The organism is Stenotrophomonas sp., assembly GCF_035634915.1.
GTDB lineage: Bacteria > Pseudomonadota > Gammaproteobacteria > Xanthomonadales > Xanthomonadaceae > Stenotrophomonas.
In genome coordinates, this window is sequence record NZ_DASQCB010000016.1 from 62,052 (window position 1) to 88,135 (window position 26,084).

Here is a 26,084-nt window from a genome sequence, read left to right on the forward strand (position 1 = left end):
CCTTTCCGTGCCCCCGTCCCGCCGCCTGCGCCGCCTGTGGCCGGCTACGCTGCCGCTGCTGCTGGCCGGCTGCATGCTGGGGCCGGATTACGTGAAGCCAGAGGTGGCCGGCAACGCCACCGCGCAGGCACGGCTGCCACGCGCCGCACAGGCCGACGTGCAGCCGGCCACGCCGCCCAGCCAGTGGTGGCGCGCGCTGAACGATCCGCTGCTGGACCAGCTGGTGGACGAGGCCCTGCGCAACAGCCCCAACCTGCGTGCTGCCCAGGCCAAGCTGCTGGCCTCGCGCGCGCTGCAGCGCCAGCGCCGCGCCGAACAACTGCCCAGCGTCGGCGCGGTGGCCGGCTATGCGAACGTCAAGGCGCCGGATTCGCTGGAAAACAGCGTGCGCGGCCTGGGCGAGAACATTGCCGGCGTGGCCGAGGCCAATGGCCGCCCGCAGGAGGCGGCGCAGCTGCGCCAGCAGTTCGCCGATATCGACCTGGATACCGAGCTGTACGTGGCCGGCTTCGACGCCAGCTGGGAACTGGACCTGTTTGGCCGCCGCCGCCGTGCAGCAGAGCAGGCCGCTGCCGAAGCCGGGGCCAATGCTGCGGCGCTGGCCGATGCGCAGGTGCAGCTGGCCGCCGAACTGACCCAGGTCTACCTGGGCTACCGCAGCAGCCGCGAACGCATCGCCCTGGCCGAAGACAACCTCCGCGCAGCCGATGACAGCCTGCAGCTGACCCGCCAGCGCCGCCAGCGCGGTGCCGATTCGGACCTGCAGGTCGAACGCGCGCAGGCCCAGCGCGAGCAGCAGCAGGCCGCGCTGCCGCCATTGCAGGCGCAGGCCGATGAGGCGCGTGACGTGCTGGCGCTGATGGTCGGCCGCGAGCCCGGTGCGCTGGACGCGCGGCTGGCCGCGGACCTGCCGTTGCCGGCGCTGCCGGCCAGCGTGCCGGTGGATGACGCGGGCGCGTTGATCCAGCGCCGCCCGGATGTGCGCAAGGCCGAGCGTGAGCTGGCGGCCTCCTCGGCGCAGATCGGCCAGGCGATCTCGGCCTACTTCCCGCAGGTGACCCTGCTGGGCAGCATCGGCGCCGGTGCAACCTCGATCTCCGATCTTGGGCCGGACTCGGCGGCGACCATCGTCGCCCCGTTCCTGCGCTGGTCGCTGTTTGATTTCGGCGTGAACAAGGCCCGCGTGGCCCAGGCCCGGGCCGGCAACGAGGCGCGGCTGGCGGCCTACGAGGGCACCGTGCTGGCCGCGCTGCAGGATGCCAATACGGCGCTGGCGCGGTTTGGTGCCGCCCGCCAGCAGCTGCAGGCCAGCGTGCGCGCCGAGGCCTCGGCCGACCGCTCGCTGGCGCTGATGGGGCAGCGCCGGCAGGCCGGTGCCACCTCGCAGATCGACCTGCTGGACGTACAGCGGCAGCGCCTGCAGGCCCAGGATGCCGCCGCCCAGGCGCGCCTGCAGCTGCTGGTGCGCTATGTGGCCCTGCAGAAGAGCCTGGGCCTGGGCTGGCAGGAGGCCCCGCCGGTAGCCGCGCGTTGACCTTTCCCGCCTGGCCATACGTGGAGGCCCCCCCGGTAGGTGCCGACCGTTGGTCGGCACGCATTTCCAGCCCCCCGGCCGGTAGAATGGCCACCGCTGTCCACCGCCCGCTCCCGGAGCCCCCATGCCCGTTGAAGCCCAGCCGGAAGTCGCCGTCGTCGATGCGAATGGTGCGCCCGGCTATCTGTCCATTCGTGATCTGCGCAAGGAATTTGATGGCTTCGTCGCCGTCGACGACGTCAACCTGGACGTGCGCAAGGGCGAGATCTTCGCCCTGCTCGGTGGCTCGGGCAGCGGCAAATCGACCCTGCTGCGCTGCCTGGGCGGCTTCGAGACGCCCACCAAGGGCAGCATCACCCTCGATGGCCAGCGCCTGGACGCACTGCCGCCGTACCAGCGGCCGGTCAACATGATGTTCCAGTCCTACGCGCTGTTCCCGCACATGACGGTCGAGCAGAACATCGCCTTCGGCCTGAAGCAGGACGGGCTGGCCAAAGATGCGATCCACCGGCGCGTAAGCGAGATGCTGGACCTGGTGCAGATGGCCCACCTCGGCAAGCGCAAGCCGCACCAGCTCTCCGGCGGCCAGCAGCAGCGCGTGGCGCTGGCGCGGTCGCTGGCCAAGGGGCCCAAGCTGCTGCTGCTGGACGAACCGATGGGCGCGCTGGACAAGAAGCTGCGCTCGCAGATGCAGCTGGAACTGGTCAGCATCATCGAATCGTCCGGCGTGACCTGCGTGATGGTCACCCACGACCAGGAAGAGGCCATGACCATGGCCACCCGCATCGCGGTGATGGATGCCGGCTGGATCCAGCAGGTCGGCAAGCCCGATGAGGTCTACGAACAGCCGGCCAACCGCTTTGTCGCCGGCTTCATCGGTTCGGTCAACCTGTTCGAGGGCGTCATCGACGAGGACCTGCCCGAGTACGTGACCGTGCGCTCGCCGCTGTTCCCGGCGCCGGTCTACATCGCCCACGGCATCACCTGTTACGAAGGGCAGCCGGTTGCATTCGCGCTGCGCCCGGAGAAGGTCATGATCGGCAAGGACGAACCGGAAGGTCATACCAACAAGGCGCAGGGCGTGATCGAGGACATCGCCTACTTCGGCAGCCACTCTGTCTACCACGTGCGCCTGCCCAGCGGTGCCAAGGTGCTGGCCAACTTCGCCAACTCGCAGCGCTGGGCCAGCGATGGCCTGACCTGGGGCGACGAGGTGTGGGTGCACTGGCGCGACAACGACGGCGTGGTGCTGACCTCATGAGCGCCGCAGGCCTGAAGCGCTGGCTGCCGGGCACGCGTGCCACGGTCATCGGCATTCCCTACCTGTGGCTGCTGCTGTTCTTCGCGGTGCCGTTCCTGATCGTGCTGATGATCAGCTTCTCGCACAGCCGGGTCGGCTCGCCGCCGTACACCTGGCTGCTGCAGTACGTCGATGGCGCGTTCTCGCTGAAGCTGAACCTGGAAAACTACCTGGCGCTGTTCCGCGATTCGATCTACGCCCAGGCCTTCCTCAGCTCGATCAGGATCGCGGCCATCTCCACCTTGCTCACCCTGCTGATCGGCTACCCGATGGCCTATGCCATCGCGCGCATGTCGCCGGCCGCGCGCAACGTGGCGATGATGCTGGTGGTGCTGCCGTCGTGGACCTCGTTCCTGATCCGCGTGTACGCGTGGAAGGCGATCCTGGACCGCAATGGCCTGCTCGACCAGTTCCTGCAGTTCACCGGCCTGCAGTCGCTGATGACCAGCATGGGCCTGCCCAGGCTGCAGCTGATCGACACGCCGACGGCGGCCTATATCGGCATCGTCTACTGCTACCTGCCGTTCATGGTGCTGCCGCTGTACGCCAACCTGGTCAAGCATGACCATCGCCTGCTGGAAGCGGCCTACGATCTCGGCGCCAAGCCGTGGCAGGCCTTCCTGCGCATCACCCTGCCGTTGTCGAAGGCGGGCATCATCGCCGGCTGCATGCTGGTGATGATCCCAGCGGTGGGTGAATTCGTCATCCCGGAAATGCTCGGCGGCTCGGAAACACTGATGGTCGGCCGCCAGCTGTGGAATGAATTCTTCAACAACCGCAACTGGCCCGGTGCCTCGGCCATGGCGGTGGCGATGATCCTGCTGTTGCTGGTGCCCATCCTCTGGTTCAACCGCTCCCAGCAGCGCCTGCTGGAAGGGAAGCAGGCATGAGCCCGCGTACCGCAAAGGGCCTGGGCCTTGGCGTACTGCTGCTCGGCTTTGCTTTCCTGTACCTGCCGATCCTGCTGCTGATGTTCTATTCGTTCAACAGCTCGCGGCTGGCGATGGTCTGGGCCGGGTTTTCCACCCGCGCCTACAGCGATCTGTTCGCCGACCGCGCGCTGATGGAGGCGATGTGGACCAGCCTGGTGGTGGCATTCTGGACTGCCTGTACGTCCACCGTGCTCGGCACGCTGGCAGCAATGGTGATGACCCGCTTCCGCCGGTTCCGTGGCAAGCAGGTGTTCGGTGCACTGGTCACCGCGCCCCTGGTGATGCCCGATGTGATCCTCGGCTTCTCGCTGATGGCCCTGCTGGCCTCGATGGGCGCCATTCCCGGCTTCCCTGCGCGCGGCCTGACCACCATCTGGATCGCCCACGTCACCTTCACCCTGTGCTTCGTCACCGTGGTGGTGTCCTCGCGCCTGCAGGAAATGGACCTGTCGCTGGAAGAAGCGGCGATGGATCTCGGCGCCAGCCGGCTGACCGTGTTCGGTCGCATCACTCTGCCGATCATCGCCCCGGCGCTGGTGGCAGGCTGGCTGCTGGCCTTCACCCTGTCGCTGGATGACGTCGTGGTGGCCAGCTTCGTCGCCACACCGGGTTCGACCACGTTGCCGATGAAGGTGTTCGCCTCGGTCCGCATGGGCATCAGCCCGAAGATCAATGCGCTGGCCACCCTGCTGGTGTCGGCCGTGTCGGTTGCCGCAGTGATCGGCTGGTACATCAACGCACGGGCCGAGAAGCGGCGCCAGCGCGATCTGCAGCTGGCCCGCCAGGACAACGGCTGAGGCCGGCACGCCGCCGCCATGTGGCGGCAACATCCGGCTCACGGCCGCGGGCGCACAATGGGGATCTGCCTGATGGAGATCCCCCATGACCGTCGAAATCGTCAACCCGGCCACCGGCCTGGTCACCTACCGCCATGAGCTGATCGGCACTGCCGGGATCGAGCAGCGCCTGCAGGCCGCCGCCGATGCCTTCCCGGCGTGGGCCGAACGTTCGCTGCAGGATCGCGGGGCCATCCTCAAGCAGATCGCGGCCCAGCTGCGCGCGCGGCGTGATGAACTGCAGCAGGCGATGACCGGCGAGATGGGCAAGCTGAAGGCCGAGGCGCTGGCCGAGGTCGAGAAATGCGCGGTGGCCTGCGAGTACTACGCCGAACATGCCGCCGATTACCTCAAGCCGCAGCTGATCGATACCGAAGCGCAGCGCAGCTACGTCCGCTACGAGCCGATCGGCTGCGTGTTCGCGGTGATGCCGTGGAATTTTCCGATCTGGCAGGTATTCCGTTTCCTCGCCCCGGCGTTCATGGCCGGCAACGTGGCGTTGCTCAAGCACGCCAGCAACGTGCCGCAGTGCGCCGACCTGATCCTGGCAGTGTGCCGCGAGGGTGGCCTGCCGCCCGGCGTGTTCGATGTGCTGCATATCGACAATGACCAGGCCGCCGAGGTGCTGCGCGACGCGCGGGTGAAGGCGGTGACCCTGACCGGCAGCGAGCGGGCAGGGCGTTCGATCGCCTCCAATGCGGGCAGCCAGTTGAAGAAATCGGTGATGGAACTGGGCGGCAGCGACGCCTTCGTGGTGCTGGAGGATGCTGACCTGGACAAGGCCGTTGCCGCCGCAGTGAAGTCGCGCTTCGACAACAGCGGGCAGACCTGCATCGCGGCCAAGCGCTTCATCGTGGTCGATGTGGTGGCCGATGAATTCACCCGCCGCTTCGTCGACGCCGCCGGCCAGCGCCAGTACGGTGACCCCAACGAACGCGGCACCACGCTGGCACCGATGGCCCGCGCCGACCTGCGCGACGAGCTGCACACGCAGGTGCAGGCCAGCGTGGCCAAGGGCGCGCGTGTCCTGATTGGTGGCGAACCGATCACCGGCAGCCATGCAGGTTACCCGGCCACCGTGCTCGACCAGGTGGGGCCGGGCATGCCGGCCTACGACGAGGAACTGTTCGGGCCGGTGGCTGCGGTCATCCGGGTCAGTGATGAAGCCGAGGCGCTGCGCGTGGCCAATGACACCCGCTTTGGCCTGGGCGGCAGCGTCTGGACCGGCGACCCGGTGCGCGGCGAGCGTTTCGCCCAGCGCATGGAATGTGGCGCGGCGTTCGTCAACGCGATCGTCAAGAGCGATGCGCGGCTGCCGTTCGGCGGCAGCAAGCAGTCGGGTTTCGGTCGTGAGCTGGCCGACCACGGCATCCATGAGTTCATGAACATCAAGACCGTCTACGTGGCCTGATGCCGCTGCCCATGTAGAGTCGAGCCATGCTCGACTCTACACAATGCGGGTCACAACCACTTCGCGCGCTTGAACAACCGGTACAACCCCACGCACACCGCGCCGACGCCGACGATCATCAACGGGTACGCCCACGGCTGGTTGAGTTCGGGCATGTGGCTGAAGTTCATGCCGTACCAGCTGGTAATCAGCGTCGGTGCTGCCAGCAGGGCCGCCCACGCACCCAGACGCTTCACCGTCTCGCCCTGTGCCAGCGTCACCAGAGACAGGTTCACGCTCAACGCCGTACCCAGCATCTCGCGCAGGGTATCGATCACATCGCTGATGCGCGCGGCATGGTCGTGCACGTCACGCACGTACAGCTTCACTTCGTCGGGAATCAGGTCGCCCTGGTAGCGGCGCAGCTGCGCCAGCACGTCCTGCAGCGGGGCCACCGCCATGCGCATCTTGTTCAGTTCGCGCTTCAGCTCGTACAGGCGCGTCACCGTGCTGCGCTTGTACGTCTCGGCGAAGATGTCCTTCTCCAGCAGATCCAGCGTGTCGCGGAAGCGGATGGTGATCGGCAGGTAGTTGTCGACCACGAAATCGGCCACGGCATACAGGCAATACGAGGCGCCCATCTTCAGCAACTGCGGCTCGCGTTCCACCCGCGCGCGCACCGGCGCGTAGGACAGCGATGCGCCATGGCGCACGGTCACCAGGAAGCGCGGGCCAAGGAAAGCGTGGGTTTCACCGTACTGTATGCGTTCGTCGACCATCTGCGCGGTGGTCATCACCACGAACAGCGAGTTGCCGTAGGCCTCGGCCTTCGGCCGCTGGTGCGCGTTGCGGGCGTCTTCGATGGCCAGGTCGTGCAGGCAGAACTCTTCCTGCAGTTTCAGCAGCACATCGTCGTTGGGATCGAACAGGCCCACCCAGACAAAGCCATTGCCACTGGCGATCACATCGCTGATGGCATCCAGGCTGATGTCGTGGCGCTTGCCCTGGTCATCGTAGTGGACGCAGTTGATGACGCAGGCAGGGTTGTGGGAAGCGGGTGCGGAAGCAGAGGCGGGCAATGACATGCCCGCCATCCTGCGTCAGCGGGGTGTTGCGGACAAGTGAGGACGACGCCCCAGCACCCAGGCCAGCGCAACGTGCACCGGCAGCAGCAGCACGATCCACTGCACGTTGTACTGCGCCTGCAGGCTCAGCCAGTGCAGGACCAGCGCTGCCACGGACTGCGCAGCCAGCAGCCACAGAACGATGCTGAACATGCGCCCGGGCACGCGCCGGCGCAGCAGGGCGATGGCGCCCGGCACCAGCAGCACTGCCAGCGGCGAGAGCAGCAGCAGGTTGCGGTTGGCCCAGGCAGCGTAGTGGATGCTGAAGCCCCACAGGAACACCAGTACGCCACCCAACAGGGTGCACAGCAGCCAGAACGGCAGGGCGATGCCGGCGAGCAGGCGCGGGCGGTTGCGCAGGGCCAGCACGCCGGCGGCGATCACCAGCCCGCACAGCAGCCACGGCCACCAGCGGCGGGCGAACTCCTTCGGCTCGGCGGCGATGCGGTGCGGCAGCAGTTCCTGCTCGCTCTGCACCAGCGGCCGGCCGTCGCTGTTGCGCACCTGGCGCAGGGCATCGGCCAGACGCATCGGCACGAACGCTTCCTGCCAGCGCGACAGCGGCTGGTCGGCGAACGGCCCCAGGCCGACGTCGAAGCCCAGCCACATCCACGGTGCCGGCGAGGCCAGGCGCACTGATTCGCTGCGGTAGGTATTGCCGCGCGAGCGCCCGGACAGCTGCGCGTGCAGTCCGCCGCCCAGTGCCTTGTCGAGGGTGTCGCGCACCATCGTGGCGCAGTTGGCGGTGTAGTAATCGTAGTGGTAGCGCGCATTCTCCGGCCTGGCCCGCTCGGCCAGGCCGTTGGCCAGGGCACGGGCCTGGTCAGGGCGCAGGTCCAGCCACTGCACGCTGGCGCCGCGGCCGGTCTCGTCGTAGTACGACAGGTCCTGCTGCAGCGGCAGTGCCACCAGGTAATACATCATGTCGCCGCGCGCGAAGCGGCTGATGAAATCGTCCTCGGACGGATCGAAATAGCCGAAGTTGTACGAGACCGCCTCGCCGCTGACCGGGTCGAGCACCACGATGGCATCGTGGCCGAAGCGTTCGAAGAACACCGTGCCCGGCTGCATGGTCACCACGCCGATGCGCGGTGCCGGTGCCTGCTGCGAGCCGGCGGCATCGGCGGCCGGCGCGGCAGTCATGGCCTGCGCGAACGCCGCCTGCGGCAGGGCCATGGCCAGCACGCACAGTGCCAGCCACACGCTCAGGATCAGGCCCGGGCGCTTCAAGCGTCGTCCTGCTCGTCCGGCGGCAACACCGTCACATGGAAGGCCTGCACCCGGCGCGCATCGGCGCGCGCCACGCGGAACATGAAGCGGTCCAGCGCCAGTTCGTCGCCCACCTCCGGCAGGTGGCCGATGGCTTCGGTCACCAGCCCGCCGATGGTGTCGTAGTCCTCGTCGGAGAACGTGGCACCGAAACGCTCATTGAAATCGCCGATCGCGGTCAGCGCATCGACCACATAACGGCCGTCGGCCTGGATGGCGATCTGCGCGGACGGATCCTCTGCCTCGTCATGCTCGTCGTCGATCTCGCCGACGATCTGCTCCAGCACGTCTTCGATGGTGACCAGCCCGGCGACACCGCCGTACTCGTCCACCACCATGGCCATGTGGTTGCGCGACAGGCGGAATTCCTTCAGCAGCACGTTGAGCTTCTTCGCCTCGGGGATCAGCACCGCCGGGCGCAGCAGCTCGCGTACGTTGGCCGGGCCGTTGTCGGCGACCACGCCGCGCAGCAGGTCCTTGGCCAGCAGGATGCCAAGGATGTCGTCCTTGTTCTCGCCGTGTACCGGGAAGCGTGAGTGGCCCGATTCGACGACCTGTTTCATCAGGTCCAGGAAGGGCGCCTCGACCGGCAGCGAGACCATCTGCGAGCGTGAGATCATCACGTCGCCCACGGTCAGCTCGGCCACCGAAATGGCGCCTTCCATCATCTTCAGGGTATCGGCGGCGATCAGACCCTCGTCCTGCGCGGTGTGCAGGACAGCGACCAGCTCGTCGCGGGTATGGGGTTCGCCGGAGAAGGCGGAGGTCAGGCGTTCCAGCCAGCCGCGCTTCTTTTCATGGGGCTCCTGGGAGGAGCTACTACTGTCGTCTTCAGACATCTCTGGAAAAAGGGCACCCGGCAAGCCGGGCGTTGTCCCCAGTCTAGCAGGATGTTGGCGGCTTTCAGTGACCGCCGTCGGTGCCGCCGGGGACCTCGTCCTCGGCCGGCAGGTCCAGGCTGTAGGTGCAGCCGGCCAGGGTCTTGCCGGGGTGGCTGGTCACCGTGGACACACTGAGGATGATCGACTCGATCTGGGCCTCGCCGGTCCTGGGGTCGGTCACATCACGGCTGACCACCTCGCGGCCGGCCATGAACTTGCCGTCCTGGTCATAGCCGGTTTCCAGCTTCAGCTGTTTGGCCAGCGGGTGCGGGTCGGCCTGGTCCAGGACGGCCATGATGCTGGCCCCGGCCAGCGCCACCCGTTCGGTCTGCTGGCCGAACACGGTGATGGGATTGGCCAGGCGGAACTCGGTCATGAACTGGTTGCCCTGTGGCAGCGGCTGCAGGCCCTGGGCCACGGCCTTCAACGGGTCGGCCAGCAAAGGGGCCAGCGCGGCATGTTCGGTCACGCCCTGGCGGCATTCGATCAGCGCCGGCAGGTCAAGCGGGGCGGCCGAGGCGGGGGCGGCGAGGGAGGCGAGCAGCAGGGGCAGGGCAGTAAGGGCAGAGCGCAGCAGCACAGGCAGGGAATCCGCGATGGAGGATGCGTGCCCATGGTAGCGGCGGTGGGCGCCGGCCGCGAACGGCCTGGCGCGTGCGCGTTGGGCCAGCGTGCCTTCCGGCTTCACGTCATTCCGCCCAGCGGGCTGCTCGTCGGACGGGGCGTGCTGCCGGTCGGCCGCACGCATCATCAGCCCTGCGCTGCCGCGCGCCAGCGTGCCCTGGCAGACTGGACCGCCGTGGTGACCAGGCCACGCAGCGCCATCAGCGGCAGGGTGATGATGATCGCGACCAGCGCCAGGTGGACCAGGGCTGCGACGATGTCGATCACCCGCTGCAGCAGGCCGGGTTGCAGCATCGGCGTCAGGGGAACTGCGCCGCTGAGGCTGCGGATGCCCATGTATGCCGCCGCAAGGACGAACAGCGCCAGCAGCTGCGTTCTCGTTGCGCGGAAGAATGGCAGGCTGCCACTGTCGCGCTGCAGGCGGCGCAGCACGACGACACGCCAGCTGATGGGGGCGGCGAACACACCGATGAGAACGAGCAGCAGCGCGGACAGCGTCAGCGCGTTGACCCCCACCGCAGGCACGAGTCCGTAAGGTAGATACGCCGCGGCGGCGCCGATGCCCGTGCCCGCCAGCAGGCTCACAGGCGACAGCAGCGCCAGCATGCCCAGCAGCCAGTGCCGGCCATCGGGGTGGCGCACGCTGATCCGGCGCACCACGTACAGGCCTGCAACCGTCATCAGGATGCAGGCCGCAGGCCCGGCAAGGGAGAGTGCGAACTCACCTGTCATCGTCCATGTCTCCAGCAAGGCGATCCCACCGCAGAGTAGCGCGTTGCGCGCCTCAGCGCTCGCCGGCGTACGGATCGTCGATGCCCAGCTCGGCCAGGATCTCGCGCTCGAGCTGTTCCATCGCCTCGGCTTCCTTGTCGTCCTCGTGGTCCCAGCCCAGCAGGTGCAGCACGCCATGCACGGTCAGGTGCGCGTAATGGGCGTTCAGTGCCTTGTCCTGCTCGTCGGCCTCGCGGGCCACCACCGGCGCGCAGATCACCAGGTCACCCAGCAGCGGGAACTTCACGCCCTTGGGCAGGCCTTCGGGCACCTCGGCCGGGAAGCTGAGCACGTTGGTGGCGTAGTCCTTGCCGCGGTAGTGCCGGTTCAGCGACTGGCCTTCTTTCGCATCGACCAAGCGGATGGCCAGGTCGGCCTCGCGAATGCGCCCCTTCAGGGCGGCAGCCACCCATTTGCGGAAGCTCACCGCCGCTGGCAGGCCGGCACGGGGCAGGGCATAGCTGACGGCGACATCGAGGCGGACAGGGCCCTTGGTCATGACAATTCCGGCATTCAGATCTGAGAGGCGACAGTATCGCGCGTGTGGCGTCCTACTGCGACGCCCAGTCGCCCGCGTCGTAGTCAATCCTGACCACTTCTGTGTTTTCCGCCGGCGCCCAAGCGGCGTCGCGGCAGTTGTAGCGCATCTGCGTGGCGAGTTGCCGGGTGGCCGCCTCGGCCATCTGCTCCGGGGTCTGGCCTTCGGCAAGGTCGATGCTCAGGTCGGCACAGGCGCCGACATTGGCAACCTCGATGGCCGGCACCAGCCCTCGCGTGGCAGCGTCGGCCAGGGCCTGGAAATCGGCCTCGTCCATCAGCGTCTCCGCGCCGGACACGCGCACCTTGAAGTAGTACAGCTGCTTGTAGAACAGATAGCCGTTGGAACGCATCGGCAACTTGCCAGGCCTGCGCTGGCTGGACGCCAGATCCATCCGCAGCTGCAGCTTCTGACCGGTGAGGGTGCCGTTGTCCATCCGTTTGGCGATCGCGGCAAGTGCAGCGTCGTCGCGGCTGCTTCCGGCGCGGCCATCGGCCAGCGCCAGGTTGAACGCGCTGCTGCCGCGCTCCTCCAGCCCGCTGTAGACCCCGGCCGTGACCGCCGCCCGCAGGTCGCTGCGGAAATCCGCCATCCCGTGTTCAAGTGCCGCGTCGTGGGTCATCCGGCCCGCCGGGTAGACATAGACGCTGGCGATGACCCCGGCGTGGTCGGGGTGGGTATATGAGAATCCTGCCCCGGCCCGTTTGTTGTCCGGGTCGTAGCTGTGGTTGACCATCTGCCACGGCCCGACCTGGCGCGGTGCGGTGATGTCGCTGTATTCGATGAACGCCCTCCCCGCCGCCGGCGCTGCTGCCGGTGCAGGGACGGGGCCGGCTGCCGCGGCGGCCAGCGGCACTACCGCCAGCGCTGCTGCAAGGATCACGGAACAACGAAACATGGCACCTCCTGTGCGGGATCGTGACGGCAGTGTACGGCTATTCGGCGCCCGGCTTGAGCTGGTGCAGGTCGCGGCGGTCGTAGGCGTTGACGATGCGTGCCACCAGCGGATGGCGGACCACGTCGCGCGCTTCGAAGAAGGTGAACGTCACCCCTTCCACATCGCGCAGCACGTCGATCGCATCGCGCAGGCCCGACTTCACGTGCTTGGGCAGGTCGGTCTGGGTCAGATCGCCGGTGACCACCGCGGTGGAGCCATAGCCCAGGCGGGTCAGGAACATCTTCATCTGCTCGATGGTGGTGTTCTGCGCCTCGTCCAGGATCACGAACGCATCGTTGAGCGTGCGCCCGCGCATGTAGGCCAGCGGCGCGATCTCGATGACGTTCTTTTCCAGCAGCTTCACCACTTTTTCCACGCCCATCATTTCGTACAGGGCGTCGTACAGCGGGCGCAGGTAGGGGTCGACCTTCTGGCTCAGGTCGCCGGGCAGGAAGCCCAGCTTCTCGCCGGCTTCCACCGCCGGGCGTACCAGGATCAGCCGCTGCACCCGCGATTCGTTCAGGGCTTCCACCGCACTGGCCACGGCCAGGAAGGTCTTGCCGGTGCCGGCCGGGCCGATGCCGAAGTTGATGTCGTGGGTGGCGATCTGGTGCAGGTAGCGGCCTTGGTTGGCGCCGCGGCCGCGCACCGTGCCGCGCTTGACCTTGATCGCCACGTCCTGCGCTTCGTAGGAGCGCTCGGCGATCTGCTCGACGTTGGCCTGCGCCAGGCGCAGGTGGATGGCGTGGCTGTCGAAGGTGGTCTCGGCGGCTTCGACGTACAGCGCCTCGATCAGTTTCTGTGCCTCGACGATGGCTTCGTCAGGCCCGCTGATGCGGAACACGAAACCACGGTTGGCGATCTCCACGCCGAGCTTCAGCTCGATCTGGCGAAGGTGGCCGTCGAAGGGGCCGCACAGGTTGGCCAGCCGCTCGTTGTCTTCCGGCGACAGGGTGAAATCTCGATGCTCGATGCTTTTCATTGCGTGGGGTGGGGCGGGTTCGCCGTCCACCGCGATGGACCCAGGGGAGACAAGATTAGCGCGCGGACGGGGGGGGGCGACAGTTCTCCACATGGGGTGTGGATCGGCGCCGAAGAAAGCTGTGGACAAGTGCGCGCGGAGCCTGCACGGCAAGGGAGGTGAAGCGCTGGTGAAAAATGTGCCAGCCCGCCCGGCCGCAGTGGGTGCCGACCGTTGGTCGGCACGCCCTGGCCTTACTCCGCCACTACACGCGCACGCAGCGAATTGGTCAGCGCCTCGGTGATCACCACGTCCACGAACTGGCCGATCAAACGCGCCGGCGCCGGGAAGTTCACCGAACGCATGTTCTCGGTCTTGCCGGTCAGCTCGTTCGGGTTCCTGCGCGAGGGGCCTTCCACCAGCACGGTCTGCACGGTGCCGACCATCCTTTCGGAAATACCGGCGGCGTGCGCATTGATGCGTTCCTGCAGGCGCGACAGGCGCGCGTGCTTTTCCGCATCGCTGATCGTGTCCTCAAGGTCGGCCGCCGGGGTGCCCGGGCGACGCGAATAGATGAAGGAGAAGCTGTGGTCGAAGCCGATGTCCTCGATCAGCTTCATGGTTTTCTCGAAATCAGCGTCGGTCTCGCCGGGGAAGCCGACGATGAAATCCGAGCTGATCGAGATGTCCGGGCGCACCGCGCGCAGCTTGCGGATCTTCGACTTGAATTCCAGTGCGGTGTAGCCGCGCTTCATTGCCGACAGCACGCGGTCGCTGCCGGCCTGGACCGGCAGGTGCAGGAAGTTGGCCAGTTGCGGTACGTCGCGGAACGCGTCGATCAGCGAGTCGCTGAATTCCAGCGGGTGCGAGGTGGTGAAGCGGATGCGGCCGACGCCGTCGATCTCGGCGATGGTGCGGATCAGCAGGCCCAGGTCGGCGAACTCACCGTCACCGTAGGGGCCACGGTAAGCGTTGACGTTCTGCCCGAGCAGGTTGATCTCGCGCACGCCCTGGGCGGCCAGCTGCGCCACTTCCACCACCACGTCCTCGAACGGGCGGCTGACCTCGGTGCCGCGGGTGTAGGGCACCACGCAGAACGAGCAGTACTTGGAGCAGCCTTCCATGATTGACACGAACGCCGATGCGCCTTCGGCGCGCGGTTCCGGCAGGCGGTCGAACTTCTCGATCTCGGGGAAGCTGATGTCCACCTGCGGGCGCTTCTGCTCGCGGCGGGCGCGGATCAGCTCCGGCAACCGGTGCAGGGTCTGCGGGCCGAACACCAGATCCACGAACGGGGCGCGCTTGATGATGGCTTCGCCTTCCTGCGAGGCCACGCAGCCGCCCACACCGATGATGACCTCGCGGCCCTTGTTCTTCAGGCCCTTCCATACACCCAGCTGGCTGAACACCTTCTCCTGCGCCTTTTCGCGGATGGAGCAGGTGTTGACCAGGATGACATCGGCGTCGTCCGGGCTGTCGGTCAGTTCCAGGCCATCGCTGGCAGCAAGCACGTCGGCCATCTTGGCCGAGTCGTACTCGTTCATCTGGCAACCGTGGGTCTTGATGTAGAGCTTGCCTTTGGCCTGGTCGGGCTTGCGCGGACCGGCGGGCAGGGCAACGAGCGGGGTACCGCCCGCGGCGGGCGGAAAGACGTCTGGCGTCCCGGTCATGGCGCTTAATCCATTCGGGTGGCGGGAAAGCGGGCAATTCTACCCGCATCCCACGCCGCCCGCGCGCTCCTGTAGAGCCGAGCCCACGCTCGGCTGCCCTGCGCGCCCACGGGCAGCCAGGCACGGCCTGGCTCTACCTGAAACCAGCCGAGCATGGGCTCGGCTCTACAGCGGGAACCTTTACGCCGCCACCAGCTCGGTGTCGATCTGCCGCGAGCGGTCGAACGCGGCCAGCGTGCCCATCCGATCAATATAGGCTGCGGTCGCCGGGGCCGGCTGCACCAGCCCGAACTCGCGCATCCAGCCCAGCGCATTGCCCCACAGGATGTCCGCCGCGCTCAACGCCTCGCCCAGCAGGTACGGACCCTGCGCCAGCTGCGCCTCGATCACCTGCAGCACGGTCTCGGCATCGTTGTAGGGCGACATCATCCGCGGTGGCGGGTCGCGGTGCAGGGCCTTGTCGATCATCGCCGGCTCGAAGCAGGCGCCGTAGAACGCCATCCAGCGCAGGTAGGGGCCGCGCTGCGCATCGCCGATCGGCGGCGCCAGGCCGGCTTCGGGGTACAGGTCGGCCAGGTAGAGATAGATGGCGACCTGTTCTGTCACCAGCGCGCCGTTGTGGATGATCGCCGGCACCTTGCCCATCGGGTTGATGGCCAGGTAGGCCGGGGCCAGGTTGGCGCCGGACTTCAGATCCAGCACGTGCAGCCGGTAGTCGGCGCCCAGTGCCTCCAGCAGGGCGACGGCGCCGCTCGAGCGGGAACGGGCGGCGTGGTAGAGGGTGATCTGGCGTGCAGTCATGGCAGGGCTCCTTGCGATGGGTGGTGATGCGGAAGGCCATCCTCGGGCACAATCGCGGACGACTTCTGTCCTCGATCCTTCATGCGCCATACCGCCCATCGATTGCTGCGACTGATCGCCCTGCTGCAGGCCCGCCGGCACTGGTCCGGCGCGGAACTGGCCGAGCGCATGGGCGTGGACCGGCGCAGCATCCGCCGCGACATCGAGCGCCTGCGCGAGCTGGGCTATCCAGTGCAGGCCTCGGCCGGGGTAGGCGGCGGCTACCGGCTTGGCGCCGGCGCCCCGGTGCTGCCGATGCTGCTGGACGAGGACGAGGCCACGACCCTGGCCATCGCCCTGAGGGCCGCCTCGGCCACCGTGTCGGGCATCGACGAAACCGCCCGTGGCCTGCTGTCCAAGCTTGACCCGCTGGTGCCGGCGCGGCGCCGCCAGCAGGCCGGCGAGGTGCATGCAGCCACCGCCACCCTGTCCGACCTGCCGGCCACCGATGCGCGCCTGCTCGGCCGTCTGGCCCAGCACTGCCGGCAGGCCGCACGCCTGTCCTTTGAGTACCGCAGCGCGCAGGACGTAGTGACCCAGCGCCAGGTCGAGGCTCAGCATCTGGTCAACTACGGCCGGCGCTGGTACCTGCTGGCCTGGGATCTGCTTCGCGAGGACTGGCGCACCCTGCGCGTGGACCGGATGGGCGTGGTGCAGCTGCAGCCCGGCCGCGGTCTGCACCGGCGCACCCCGGCGCCGCCCGACGTGATGGTGCGGCAGGCGGTCAGCCAGGCGCCTTTCACCCTGCAGGCCACCCTGCGCCTGGCCGGCAGCCAAGCCGAGCTGGAGGGTCGCATTCCACCGTGGTGCGGGGTGCTGGAGGCGGATGGTGCCGACCACTGCCTGCTGCGGATGGGCGCGGAGAGCCGCGGCATGATGCTGGCGCAGATCCTCAGCCTGGACCGGCTGCCATTGGCCCTGTGGACCTCTCCGGTGGAACTGCGCGACGAACTGGCCCAGCGCCTGGCGGGCCTGGGCCAGCTGCTGGCTGTGCCGGCGGTCACGGACTGAGCCGGGCGGCTTGGCAAGCCCCGGCGAAGCTGGGACACTCGCCGCCATGAAGGGGATACTGGGGACAACGGCGATCATCATCGCTGCGCTGACCGCTGCGCCGGCCAGCGCCGGCACCCTGTTCAAGTGTCTGGGTGCCGACGGCGTCACCAGCTATGTCAGCAAGCGCGTGCCCGGCGCGCGTTGCAGCAGCATCAGCTACAGCCGCGATACCCGCCGTCCGGCCGCGCCGCGCGCGGTGCCGGCTGCCGCGCCAGTTCAAAGCGCCAGTGCAACCACGGCCCAGGTGGCCAGTGCCGAACGCAATCCGGTGGCCGTGGCTGCCAGTGCGGCCAGTCCGGCCATCGCCGCCACACCCGCGCCGAAGCCGGCCGCTGCCTCGCGCGGTGGCCGCATGGTCAGTGGCCAGGTCTATTCCTACATGCAGGACGGGGTGCGCCACTACACCAGTGCACGCCCCACCCAGGTGGCCAATCTGGGCCCGGTGCGCACCATCCGCTACAGTTTCATGGAGCGTTGCTTCGCGTGTGGGGTCAATCCGCGCGTCGACTTCGGCAGCGTGCGCCTCAACACCACCTCGTTCCAGACTGAAATCGCCTCGGCCGCGCGCGAGTTCGGCGTGGACGAAGCGATCGTGCGTGCGATCATCCATGCCGAGTCGGCCTACAACCCGACCGCGCTCAGCCGCGCCGGTGCGCAGGGCCTGATGCAGCTGATGCCGCCGACCGCGGCACGCTTCGGGGTCAGTGATTCCTACGACGCCGGCCAGAACATCCGTGGCGGCGTGCAGTATCTTGCCTGGTTGTTGAAGCGCTTCAACGGCGACCTGACCCTGGCCGCAGCGGGCTACAACGCCGGCGAAGGCGCGGTCGACCGCCACGGTGGCGTGCCGCCGTACAGTGAAACCCAGTACTACGTGCGCCGCGTCGGCCAGCTGGCCGACCGCTACCGCACGGCACTAAGCCACCAGTAGCGCCAGACCATGCCTGGCGAGCGAAGCGGCGAGCCGTTGGCATACGTTCAAAATTTTGTTGCACCGCGTTGTGTGGCGCGCGACGGTTCCGCTACACTCGCCCATGATTCAATGCGGCTCTGGCCCCCACCGGATCCGCTGGCAGCCTTAAAGCTACCTAATCAATATCGGAGTGCCGGATGGCCAACGATGGGGTACACGATCCAGTCAACACCGGACGTCGGCGTTTTCTTTCTGCCACCACAGCCGTGGTGGGCGCCGTCGGCGTCGGATTCACCGCAGTTCCTTTCATCAAATCCTGGAACCCCAGTGCCCGCGCCAAGCTTGCCGGCGCACCGGTGGTGGCCGACATCAGCGCCCTGCAGGAAGGCCAACGCCTGATCGTGGAATGGCGTGGCCAGCCGATCTGGATCGTCAAACGGTCCAAGGCCATCCTCGACGCGCTGCATGGGCTGGATGGCCGTCTCAAGGACCCCGAGTCCGGCGAGAAGGACCAGCAGCCGGACTACGTGCTCAAGCAGAACCCCGAGCTGCGCTCGATCAAGCCGGACATCTCCGTGCTGGTGGGGCTGTGCACGCACCTGGGCTGCTCGCCTGAAATGGTGGCCGAGATCCGGCCCGAGCCCTACGACCCGCAGTGGAAGGGCGGCTATTTCTGCCCCTGCCACAAGTCGCGCTTCGACATGTCCGGCCGCGTCTTCAAGGACGTGCCGGCGCCGATCAACCTGAAGGTGCCCGCGCACCACTACCAGGACGACAACACCATCATCATCGGTGTCGATCCGCAGGGGGCAGCCTGATGGCCAATATCCTCAGCCGTACCGCCAGCGGCGTGGCCGACTGGGTCAACGCCCGCGCGCCCGGCCTGATGCCGGTCTACCGCAAGCACGTCAGCGAGTACTACGCGCCGAAGAACTTCAACCTCTGGTACTACTTCGGCTCGCTGGCGCTGCTGGTGCTGGTCAACCAGATCGTCACCGGCATCTTCCTGACGATGCACTACAAGACCAACGCCGCCGAGGCGTTCGGTTCCATCGAATACATCATGCGGGATGTGGAGTGGGGCTGGCTGATCCGCTACATGCACTCCACCGGGGCCTCGCTGTTCTTCATCGTGGTCTACCTGCACATGTTCCGCGGCCTGATGTACGGCAGTTACCAGAAGCCGCGCGAGCTGGTGTGGATCCTCGGCATGCTGATCTACCTGGTGCTGATGGCCGAAGCCTTCATGGGCTACGTGCTGCCGTGGGGCCAGATGTCGTTCTGGGGCGCGAAGGTCATCATTTCGCTGTTCGGCGCGATACCGGTCATCGGCAATGGCCTGACCGAATGGATCATGGGCGACTACCTGCCCAGTGATGCAACGCTCAACCGCTTCTTCGCCCTGCACGTCATCGCCCTGCCGCTGGTGCTGCTGCTGCTGGTGGTGCTGCACCTGGGCGCGCTGCATGAAGTGGGTTCCAACAACCCCGACGGCGTGGAGATCAAGAAGGGGCCCAAGGGCAACCGCTGGTCGCCGAACGCGCCGGCCGATGGCATTCCCTTCCATCCGTACTACACGCTCAAGGATGGCGTCGGCGCCGGCTTCCTGCTGATCATCGCCGCCTTCATCATCTTCTTCGCACCGGCCTTCGGTGGCCTGTTCCTGGAGCACGACAACTTCACCGAGGCCAACCGCCTGGTGACGCCCGAGCACATCAAGCCGGTCTGGTACTACACGCCATACTACGCGATGTTGCGCGTGGTGCCCAACAAGCTGGGCGGCGTGCTGGTGATGTTCTCGGCCATCGCGATCCTGTTCCTGGTGCCGTGGCTGGACCGTGCGAAGGTCAAGTCCTACCGCTACCGCGGCGTGCTCTCGAAGGTGCTGCTGGGCGTGTTCGCCGTGTGCTTCGTCTGGCTGGGCGTGATCGGTTCCGGCCCCGGTACCGATGCGCATGAAACCTACGTCGGGCGGGTACTGACCTTCCTGTACTTCGCGTTCTTCATCACCATGCCGCTATGGACAAGGTTGGACAGAACCAAGCCGGTACCGGAGAGGGTGACCACCCATGACTGATCGCTGGATGGTCCGGCTGGCCCTGACGGCCACCCTGATGCTGGGCAGTTTCCTGGCCTCCGCCGCCGAAGGTGGCACCAAGCTGCTGCAGGCCGGCAACGACCTCGGTGACCGCGCATCCCTGCAGCGCGGCGCGCAGCTGTACATGAACTACTGCTCCGGCTGCCATGCGTTGAAGTACCTGCGCTATTCGCGCATGGCACAGGACCTGGGGCTGAGTGAGGAGGAGGTGATGGCCAACCTCAACTTCACCGGCTCGGCCATTGGTGATCCGGTTCCGGTGGCCATGCCCAAGGAACAGGCGGAGAAATGGTTCGGCAAGATGCCGCCGGATCTCAGCCTGATTTCGCGGGTGCGCGGCAGCGACTGGGTCTACACCTACCTCAAGTCGTTCTACCTGGACAGCAGCCGCCCGCTGGGCTGGAACAATGCGCTGTTCGCCAATGCATCCATGCCCAACCCGCTGTGGGAGATGCAGGGCCTGCAGCACGCCGTGCACGGCAAGGCCGAAGCGCCGGGGATGGATCCGCCGGTCACCGGCCTGCGCATCGAAACACCGGGCAGTGTCGATGCCGGGCAGTACGACCAGGCCGTGCGGGACATCACCAACTTCCTTGAATACGCCGGTGAGCCGGCCGCGTTGAAGCGGCAGCAGCTGGGCGTGTGGGTGATCCTGTTCCTGGCCCTGCTGACGTTCCTGCTGTACCTGCTGAAAAAGGAGTACTGGAAGGACGTGCACTGATTCTGCCGCCGGCCATGCGCAAAGGCTATTGGCTTTTGTGATGGTCGGTTGCACACTCGGGGAGGAGTCGACCGCCGGCACGGTGCTGGCGGCGCCGATGCGGCAGGCGGTCTCCTGTCGTGGGAGAGCCTTTGATGGCGGCGAGCGTACGCATGCGCAATACACTGACGCTGTTTTCCTCGAATGATGATGTCCTGTGCCACCGGGTCCGCCTGGTCCTGGCGGCCAAGGGGGTCACCTATGACTCCGTTCCCGTCGACCCGCAGAACCCGCCTGAAGATCTGATCGACCTCAATCCCTACCACTCGGTACCGACCCTGGTCGAACGTGAGCTGGTGCTGTACGCCGCTTCGGTGGTCAGCGAGTACCTCGACGAGCGCTACCCGCATCCGCCGCTGATGCCGGTCGATCCGCTCTCGCGTGCGCGCATCCGCCTGGCGATGCTGCGCATCGAACACGACTGGGTGCCGCAGGTGCAGGCCATCCAGCTGGGCAACAAGACCCAGGCCGAGGCCGGCCGCAAACGGCTGAAGGAACTGCTGACCGCCTCGCTGCCGCTGTTCAAGGCCAGCAAGTTCTTCCTCAATCCGGAAATGAGCCTGGCCGACTGCGCGATGGCACCTATCATCTGGCGCCTGCAGTCGCTGGATGTGCCGCTGCCCAAGGATGGCAAGGCCATCGAGGACTACGGCAACCGCATCTTCCGTCACCCCGGTTTCGTCCGCAGCCTGACCGAACAGGAAAAGAAGCTGCGCGACCTGCCGGGCTGAATCCGGAGGCCGCATCCCGTCTGCATGCCCACCGGCGTGCAGGCGATCCACCCCGGCAGGGGCGTCGGGCGCGTACACTTCACGCATGACCGACGACTTCTTCCACATGACCAGCCACCGCCCGTACCTGCTGCGGGCACTGGTGGAATGGATCAACGACAACCAGCTGACCCCGCACATCCTGGTCGATGCTGGTGTTCCCGGCGTCCACGTCCCGCCTTCGGCGGTGAAGGATGGCCGGGTGGTGCTCAACATCGCCGAACGGGCGGTGGTGCAGCTGATGATCAACAACGAGATGGTGAGCTTCTCGGCGCGCTTCTCCGGCACCAGCTATCCGGTGCAGGTGCCGATCAGCGCGGTGCTGGCCGTGTACGCGCGCGAGACCGGGCAGGGCATGGCATTGCCGGATGACATCCCGGGCACCGAACCGGCAGCGACCAGCGACGAACTGCTGCACGAAGGCGAGACCCCGTCGGATGACACGCCGCCGGATGACCGGCCGCCACCGAAGGGTCGCCCGACCCTGCGCGTAGTCAAATAACGGGTGGGTGCCGACCGTTGGTCGGCACGCCGTCACCGCCTACACATCCTCGGCATCTTCCACATCCGCGCGGATCTGGCTGATCCGCGCCGCGCCCGGGCCGGTGAACGAGACCAGCTGGTCGCCGCGCAGTACCATGCGGCCGACATGGCGGTCCATGCCGTCATAGGAATACTCGAACTTGAAGGTGCGCTCGAAGCCGAGCCGGCCATCCTCACCCCGGGACAGCCGCATGCCGGTGGCATGCACGGCCTGGTCGAGCCACTGCACATCGGCCGCGCGGCACGCATTGCGGCCCAGTTCGACGGCGCGTTCGGCGGCCGAGCGCGCGGCATTCCAGAAGAAATAGACGATACCGCCAGCGATCAGCAACAGGAGCAGGGTGGGCATGGCACGGAGTGTCTTGAGTCGATGCAGCCAAGATGGCGGCGAAGCGGCGCGGGATCAAGCGTGATCGTCAGCGATTTCCCGCAGGTTCGGCCGCTGCAGCGGGCGGGGCGACGGTGGCGGGCGCAGCGGCATTCAACTGCAGCAGTGCCGCCCAGTCCTGGCGGTTGAAGCTGCATTCGTCTTCGCGCCCGGGCGTGCAGCTGGGCTCCACGCCGGTACTGTCGCGCGAGCGTGCCGGCGGCAGCTGGATGCGTCCGCTGCGGTCCAGCTGCAGCAGGCGCATGGCCACAGTGTTCATCACATTGCCACCGACCAGGTACAGCGTCTGGTCGCCGCCCAGGTTTGCCGCCACCACCACCTCGCAGTGCGATTTCCAATGCCCGACCGAGCCGTTGCCCAGCGCCTGCACCAGGCCGCTGTAGCTCAGCGTCGTGCTGCGGTCACGCAGGAAACACAGCAGGTCACCCGGCGCCGGCTTTGCCGTGGCCGGGTCCACCAGCCGGTACGGCACCCCGGATGGCCCGGCCTGGTAGGCGGCGCGGATGTAATCGATATGCCGCGGCGAGGTGTTGAAGCCAGGTACCCCGGCACGGGTCATCACCCATGAAATGAAGGCGGCCGACCACGGGTTGTCGACCAGGAAGGCGCGGCAGTCGCTGTCGGTGTAGCGCGTGCCCAGCGGCGCCAGGCAGCTGCTGGCGCCGGGAATGCTGCCCATCGCGTTGAGCGTGCCGCTGTCGCGCCAGTAGCTGGCCACGCGTTGCCAGGCGATCAGGCCGTTGTCGGCCAGGTTCTCGTTCTCCGCCTCGGTGACGCTGAGGCTGGCCGCGCGTCCCTCGCGGTCGATGAAGGGGCGGTACCAAAGCCGGTGTTCGTTGCAGGCGGCATTGCGGATGGAGATCGCCAACGGACTGAGGCCGAAGCGGGGTGGCACGTCGCAGGCTTCGGCGGCGGCGGCTGACAGCGGCGCGGTGGCCAGCAGCAGGCAGGCAGGCAACAGCATCCGGCGCATGCGTGGCTCCTGTGGGGGATGGCCGCAGCGTCGCAGTGCCGTCGTGAACGCAGGGTGTGAGAACGGGATTGAACATGGGGTCAGATCCCCCCTCAACCCGGCGGCGGCCCCAGCTTCAGCGACAGGTCGATGGCCTGCACGTGCTTGGTCAGGCCGCCGATGGAAATGCAGTCCACGCCGTCCTCGGCAATCGCCCGCAATCCATCCAGGCCGACACTGCCGGAGACTTCCAGCGGAATGCGGCCGGCGGTGATGCGCACGGCCTCGCGGCGCAGCGCGGCATCGAAGTCGTCCAGCAGGATGCGCTCGCAGCCGGCATCCAGTGCCTGTTGCAGCTGGTCCAGGTCTTCCACCTCCACCACCAGCGGCAACGACGGCCACTGCTGGCGCGCGGCAGCCACGGCGGCGGGCAGCGAGCCGGCCGCGCGGATGTGGTTTTCCTTCAGCATCACCGTGTCGTACAGGCCGAAGCGGTGGTTGTCGCCACCGCCGCAGCGCACTGCGTACTTCTGCGCCAGGCGCAGGCCGGGCAGGGTCTTGCGGGTATCGAGGATGCGCGTGCCGGTGCCGGCCACCGCGGCCACGTAACGGGCGGTGGTGGTGGCGGTGCCGGACAGGGTCTGCAGGAAATTCAGCGAGGTGCGCTCGGCGCTGACCAAGCTGCGGCTGCGCCCGTGCAGCAGGGCCAGCACGGTGCCGGCGGCGACGCGGTCGCCCTCGGCCACGCGCCATTCAATGCGGACGTCCGGGTCGAGCGCCCGATGGGTGGCGTCGAACCAAGGGCGCCCGGCGATCACCGCATCGTCCTGCTTGCACAGCAGGTAGGCGCTGTCGGCCTGGTCGGGCAGCAGGGCGGCGGTGACGTCACCGCTGCCCAGGTCCTCGGCCAACGCGCGGGCGACATCGGCCGCAACAAGGGCCGCATCCGGCGTCGGCAGGGCGGTCATGCGGCGGGGAAGTCGGCGACCTGCGCGGTCGCGATGGCCTCTTCGGCCAGCAGCACCGGAATGCCGTCGTCAACCCGGAACACCTGCTTGCGGTCGCGGGTGACCAGCGCTTCGCGCAGCGGCTGGGCCAGCGGGTTGCCGTCGGCCTTGTTGACCGAGCCGGCGGAAATGGCCTTGTTGAGGGCTTCCAGGCCCTTGCCATCCAGCAGGGACAGGGGCTGGCGGGTGTCCGGCGACACCAGCAGGTCAAGCAGCTTGCGATCCATGGTTCTTCGTCTTGCGTGGAAGACGGCTAGAATACGTCTTTAAGGCAGGTGACGGCCAATGACCCCCAATCCGATCGCGCCGCTTGTCGGCATCGTCATGGGTTCCCGCTCCGACTGGGAAACCATGCAGCACGCCGCCCAGAAGCTTGAAGCCCTGGGTGTTCCGTTCGAAGTGAAGGTGGTCTCCGCCCACCGCACCCCGGACGTATTGTTCAGCTACGCAGAAGAGGCGGGCCCGCGCGGTCTGCGCGCGATCATCGCCGGTGCCGGCGGGGCCGCGCACCTGCCGGGCATGATTGCCGCCAAGACCGCCGTGCCGGTGCTGGGCGTGCCGGTGCAGTCCAAGGCCCTCAACGGCATGGATTCGCTGCTCTCGATCGTGCAGATGCCGGCCGGTATCCCGGTCGCGACCTTCGCCATCGGCAATGCGGGCGCGTCCAACGCGGCGCTGTTCGCCGCAGCGATGCTGGCCAGCGACCAGCCGGCCATCGGCCAGGCGCTGGAAGCCTTCCGCACCCGCCAGACCGAAGATGTCATGGCCCACGACGATCCGCGCCAATGAGCCTGACCGTCGGCATCCTGGGTGGCGGCCAGCTCGCCCGCATGATGGTACTGGCCGGTGCGCCGCTGGGACTGCACTTCGAGTTGTATGACCCGGCTGCCGATGCCTGCAGTGGCCCGCTGGCGCCACTCACCGTGGCGGCGTTCGATGACCGCGACGCGCTGGCCGCATTTGCCGCCAAAGTCGACGTGGTCACCTTCGATTTCGAGAACGTGCCGGCCGACAGCGCGCAGTGGCTGGCCGAGCAGGTGCCGGTCTACCCGCCGCCGTCGGCGCTGGCCGTTGCCCAGGACCGGTTGAGCGAAAAGACCCTGTTCCAGCAGCTGGGCATCCCGCTGCCAGCCTTCGCCGATATCCGCAGCCGCGACGAACTGGCCGCCAAGGCCGCCGAGTTCGGCCTGCCCTGCATCCTCAAGACCCGTCGCCTGGGCTACGACGGCAAGGGCCAGTTCCGCCTGCGCAGCGAGGCCGACATCGATGCCGCATGGGACGCCCTCGGCGCCCAGGTCGAGCGCACCGGTCTGATCCTGGAGGGCTTCGTTGCGTTCCAGCGCGAAGTGAGCGTGGTCGCCGTGCGTGGCCGCGACGGCAGCTTCCAGGCCTGGCCGGTCACCGGCAACTGGCATGTCGATGGCGTGCTGTCGGCAAGCGTGGCCCCGGCCGTGCTGTCCGATGCCGAGCATGAGGCGGCGATTGGTTACGCGCGCCGCGTGGCCGAGCACCTAGGCTACGTGGGTGTGTTCGCGCTGGAGCTGTTCTGCCGTGATGGCGAGCTGCTGGCCAACGAGATGGCACCGCGCGTGCACAACTCCGGCCACTGGACCATCGAAGGCAGCGAGACCTCGCAGTTCGAGAACCATCTGCGTGCCGTGCTGGGCCTGCCGCTGGGCAGCACCCGCATGCTCGGCCATGCCTGCATGCTGAACTGGCTGGGTGCGATGCCCGATGCGGCGCCGGTACTGGGCCAGGCCAGTGGCCATTGGCATGACTATGGCAAGCAGCCGCGTGAGGGTCGCAAAGTCGGCCATGCCACCCTGCGTGACGATGATGCCGATGCGCTGGCCGATGCGCTGGTGCAGGTCGGCCTGGAGCTGGACCGCCAGGACCAGGTGGCGCCTGCGGTGCACGCGCTGCGCAATCGCTGAATCGGGTAGTGCCGGCCGTTGGCCGGCAATGCCCACCAAGGCGGGCATCTACCAGAGCA

At 67.5% G+C, this 26,084-nt stretch carries 28 protein-coding genes; 14 read left to right on the forward strand and 14 right to left on the reverse strand.

Annotation, left to right across the window (positions count from 1 at the left end; genetic code table 11):
• The first annotated feature begins 7 nt into the window (after positions 1-7).
• From VER16_RS12275 to VER16_RS12295, 5 genes are all read left to right on the forward strand, one after another.
• Entirely contained in the window at positions 8-1,534 is a 1,527-nt protein-coding gene (locus VER16_RS12275) for an efflux transporter outer membrane subunit (RefSeq protein ID WP_324808528.1), read from the forward strand.
• A 124-nt stretch (positions 1,535-1,658) separates the two neighbouring features.
• A complete protein-coding gene (locus tag VER16_RS12280; RefSeq protein ID WP_324808531.1) occupies positions 1,659-2,795 on the forward strand; it encodes an ABC transporter ATP-binding protein in 1,137 nt (378 codons plus the stop codon).
• The gene (locus VER16_RS12285; RefSeq protein ID WP_324808533.1) at positions 2,792-3,724 is read left to right on the forward strand and encodes an ABC transporter permease subunit; all 933 of its coding nucleotides are present in this window, start codon (positions 2,792-2,794) and stop codon (positions 3,722-3,724) included. Before VER16_RS12280 ends, VER16_RS12285 begins: the two co-directional genes overlap by 4 nt.
• Positions 3,721-4,563, forward strand: coding sequence for an ABC transporter permease subunit (locus VER16_RS12290; RefSeq protein ID WP_324808535.1), 843 nt, complete (start codon positions 3,721-3,723; stop codon positions 4,561-4,563). Before VER16_RS12285 ends, VER16_RS12290 begins: the two co-directional genes overlap by 4 nt.
• Before the next feature lie 85 nt (positions 4,564-4,648).
• Positions 4,649-6,013: an NAD-dependent succinate-semialdehyde dehydrogenase gene (locus tag VER16_RS12295; RefSeq protein WP_324808536.1), complete on the forward strand. Its 1,365-nt coding sequence runs from the start codon at positions 4,649-4,651 to the stop codon at positions 6,011-6,013.
• A gap of 50 nt (positions 6,014-6,063) precedes the next feature.
• Here VER16_RS12295 and VER16_RS12300 read toward each other — a convergent pair whose 3' ends face one another.
• The 10 genes from VER16_RS12300 to VER16_RS12345 form a co-directional block, all read right to left on the reverse strand.
• Entirely contained in the window at positions 6,064-7,086 is a 1,023-nt protein-coding gene (locus VER16_RS12300; protein ID WP_324808538.1) for a magnesium and cobalt transport protein CorA, read from the reverse strand.
• 6 nt (positions 7,087-7,092) lie between these two features.
• A complete protein-coding gene (locus VER16_RS12305; protein WP_324808540.1) occupies positions 7,093-8,346 on the reverse strand; it encodes a DUF4105 domain-containing protein in 1,254 nt (417 codons plus the stop codon).
• Positions 8,343-9,224, reverse strand: coding sequence for an HlyC/CorC family transporter (locus tag VER16_RS12310; RefSeq protein ID WP_324808542.1), 882 nt, complete (start codon positions 9,222-9,224; stop codon positions 8,343-8,345). The genes VER16_RS12305 and VER16_RS12310 overlap by 4 nt, the downstream gene beginning before the upstream one ends.
• A gap of 64 nt (positions 9,225-9,288) precedes the next feature.
• A complete protein-coding gene (locus tag VER16_RS12315) occupies positions 9,289-9,852 on the reverse strand; it encodes a hypothetical protein (RefSeq protein ID WP_414716050.1) in 564 nt (187 codons plus the stop codon).
• A gap of 164 nt (positions 9,853-10,016) precedes the next feature.
• Positions 10,017-10,622 carry a hypothetical protein gene (locus VER16_RS12320; RefSeq protein ID WP_324808543.1) on the reverse strand — a complete coding sequence of 202 codons (606 nt, stop codon included), beginning with the start codon at positions 10,620-10,622 and terminating at the stop codon, positions 10,017-10,019.
• Between the two features lie 52 nt (positions 10,623-10,674).
• Positions 10,675-11,160, reverse strand: coding sequence for an rRNA maturation RNase YbeY (gene ybeY, locus VER16_RS12325; protein WP_324808545.1), 486 nt, complete (start codon positions 11,158-11,160; stop codon positions 10,675-10,677).
• 52 nt (positions 11,161-11,212) lie between these two features.
• Positions 11,213-12,097: a hypothetical protein gene (locus VER16_RS12330; protein ID WP_324808547.1), complete on the reverse strand. Its 885-nt coding sequence runs from the start codon at positions 12,095-12,097 to the stop codon at positions 11,213-11,215.
• 37 nt (positions 12,098-12,134) lie between these two features.
• Positions 12,135-13,118 carry a PhoH family protein gene (locus VER16_RS12335; RefSeq protein ID WP_324808549.1) on the reverse strand — a complete coding sequence of 328 codons (984 nt, stop codon included), beginning with the start codon at positions 13,116-13,118 and terminating at the stop codon, positions 12,135-12,137.
• 233 nt (positions 13,119-13,351) lie between these two features.
• Positions 13,352-14,767 (reverse strand): tRNA (N6-isopentenyl adenosine(37)-C2)-methylthiotransferase MiaB, encoded by a 1,416-nt coding sequence (gene miaB / locus VER16_RS12340; RefSeq protein WP_324808550.1) that lies wholly within the window; start codon positions 14,765-14,767, stop codon positions 13,352-13,354.
• A gap of 180 nt (positions 14,768-14,947) precedes the next feature.
• Entirely contained in the window at positions 14,948-15,568 is a 621-nt protein-coding gene (locus tag VER16_RS12345; RefSeq protein ID WP_324808552.1) for a glutathione S-transferase family protein, read from the reverse strand.
• A gap of 81 nt (positions 15,569-15,649) precedes the next feature.
• On the opposite strand from VER16_RS12345, the gene VER16_RS12350 reads away from it, so the two are divergent.
• The 7 genes from VER16_RS12350 (at position 15,650) to VER16_RS12380 (ending at position 21,703) form a co-directional block, all read left to right on the forward strand.
• Entirely contained in the window at positions 15,650-16,618 is a 969-nt protein-coding gene (locus tag VER16_RS12350; RefSeq protein WP_324808554.1) for a helix-turn-helix transcriptional regulator, read from the forward strand.
• 46 nt (positions 16,619-16,664) lie between these two features.
• Positions 16,665-17,591, forward strand: coding sequence for a lytic transglycosylase domain-containing protein (locus VER16_RS12355; RefSeq protein ID WP_324808556.1), 927 nt, complete (start codon positions 16,665-16,667; stop codon positions 17,589-17,591).
• A 179-nt stretch (positions 17,592-17,770) separates the two neighbouring features.
• On the forward strand, positions 17,771-18,391 hold the full coding sequence (gene petA, locus VER16_RS12360) for a ubiquinol-cytochrome c reductase iron-sulfur subunit (protein ID WP_004151998.1): 621 nt from the start codon (positions 17,771-17,773) through the stop codon (positions 18,389-18,391).
• Entirely contained in the window at positions 18,391-19,650 is a 1,260-nt protein-coding gene (locus VER16_RS12365; protein WP_324808558.1) for a cytochrome bc complex cytochrome b subunit, read from the forward strand. The genes petA and VER16_RS12365 overlap by 1 nt, the downstream gene beginning before the upstream one ends.
• On the forward strand, positions 19,643-20,392 hold the full coding sequence (locus VER16_RS12370; protein ID WP_324808560.1) for a cytochrome c1: 750 nt from the start codon (positions 19,643-19,645) through the stop codon (positions 20,390-20,392). Before VER16_RS12365 ends, VER16_RS12370 begins: the two co-directional genes overlap by 8 nt.
• A gap of 134 nt (positions 20,393-20,526) precedes the next feature.
• Entirely contained in the window at positions 20,527-21,162 is a 636-nt protein-coding gene (locus VER16_RS12375) for a glutathione S-transferase N-terminal domain-containing protein (RefSeq protein ID WP_324808562.1), read from the forward strand.
• 85 nt (positions 21,163-21,247) lie between these two features.
• Positions 21,248-21,703, forward strand: a complete 456-nt coding sequence (locus VER16_RS12380) for a ClpXP protease specificity-enhancing factor (protein ID WP_324808564.1) — start codon at positions 21,248-21,250, stop codon at positions 21,701-21,703.
• Positions 21,704-21,742: 39 nt separating this feature from the next.
• Here the strand turns inward: VER16_RS12380 and VER16_RS12385 are convergent, their stop codons facing one another.
• From VER16_RS12385 to VER16_RS12400, 4 genes are all read right to left on the reverse strand, one after another.
• Positions 21,743-22,093: a DUF3301 domain-containing protein gene (locus tag VER16_RS12385; RefSeq protein WP_324808566.1), complete on the reverse strand. Its 351-nt coding sequence runs from the start codon at positions 22,091-22,093 to the stop codon at positions 21,743-21,745.
• 67 nt (positions 22,094-22,160) lie between these two features.
• Complete coding sequence (locus tag VER16_RS12390; RefSeq protein WP_324808568.1) at positions 22,161-23,105, reverse strand: DUF2272 domain-containing protein; 945 nt, start codon at positions 23,103-23,105, stop codon at positions 22,161-22,163.
• 92 nt (positions 23,106-23,197) lie between these two features.
• Entirely contained in the window at positions 23,198-24,052 is an 855-nt protein-coding gene (gene nadC / locus VER16_RS12395; protein WP_324808569.1) for a carboxylating nicotinate-nucleotide diphosphorylase, read from the reverse strand.
• Positions 24,049-24,318: a Trm112 family protein gene (locus VER16_RS12400; RefSeq protein ID WP_324808571.1), complete on the reverse strand. Its 270-nt coding sequence runs from the start codon at positions 24,316-24,318 to the stop codon at positions 24,049-24,051. The genes nadC and VER16_RS12400 overlap by 4 nt, the downstream gene beginning before the upstream one ends.
• A gap of 58 nt (positions 24,319-24,376) precedes the next feature.
• On the opposite strand from VER16_RS12400, the gene purE reads away from it, so the two are divergent.
• Positions 24,377-24,880 (forward strand): 5-(carboxyamino)imidazole ribonucleotide mutase, encoded by a 504-nt coding sequence (gene purE / locus VER16_RS12405; protein WP_079221357.1) that lies wholly within the window; start codon positions 24,377-24,379, stop codon positions 24,878-24,880.
• Positions 24,877-26,025: a 5-(carboxyamino)imidazole ribonucleotide synthase gene (locus VER16_RS12410; RefSeq protein ID WP_324808573.1), complete on the forward strand. Its 1,149-nt coding sequence runs from the start codon at positions 24,877-24,879 to the stop codon at positions 26,023-26,025. The genes purE and VER16_RS12410 overlap by 4 nt, the downstream gene beginning before the upstream one ends.
• Positions 26,026-26,084: the final 59 nt, after the last annotated feature.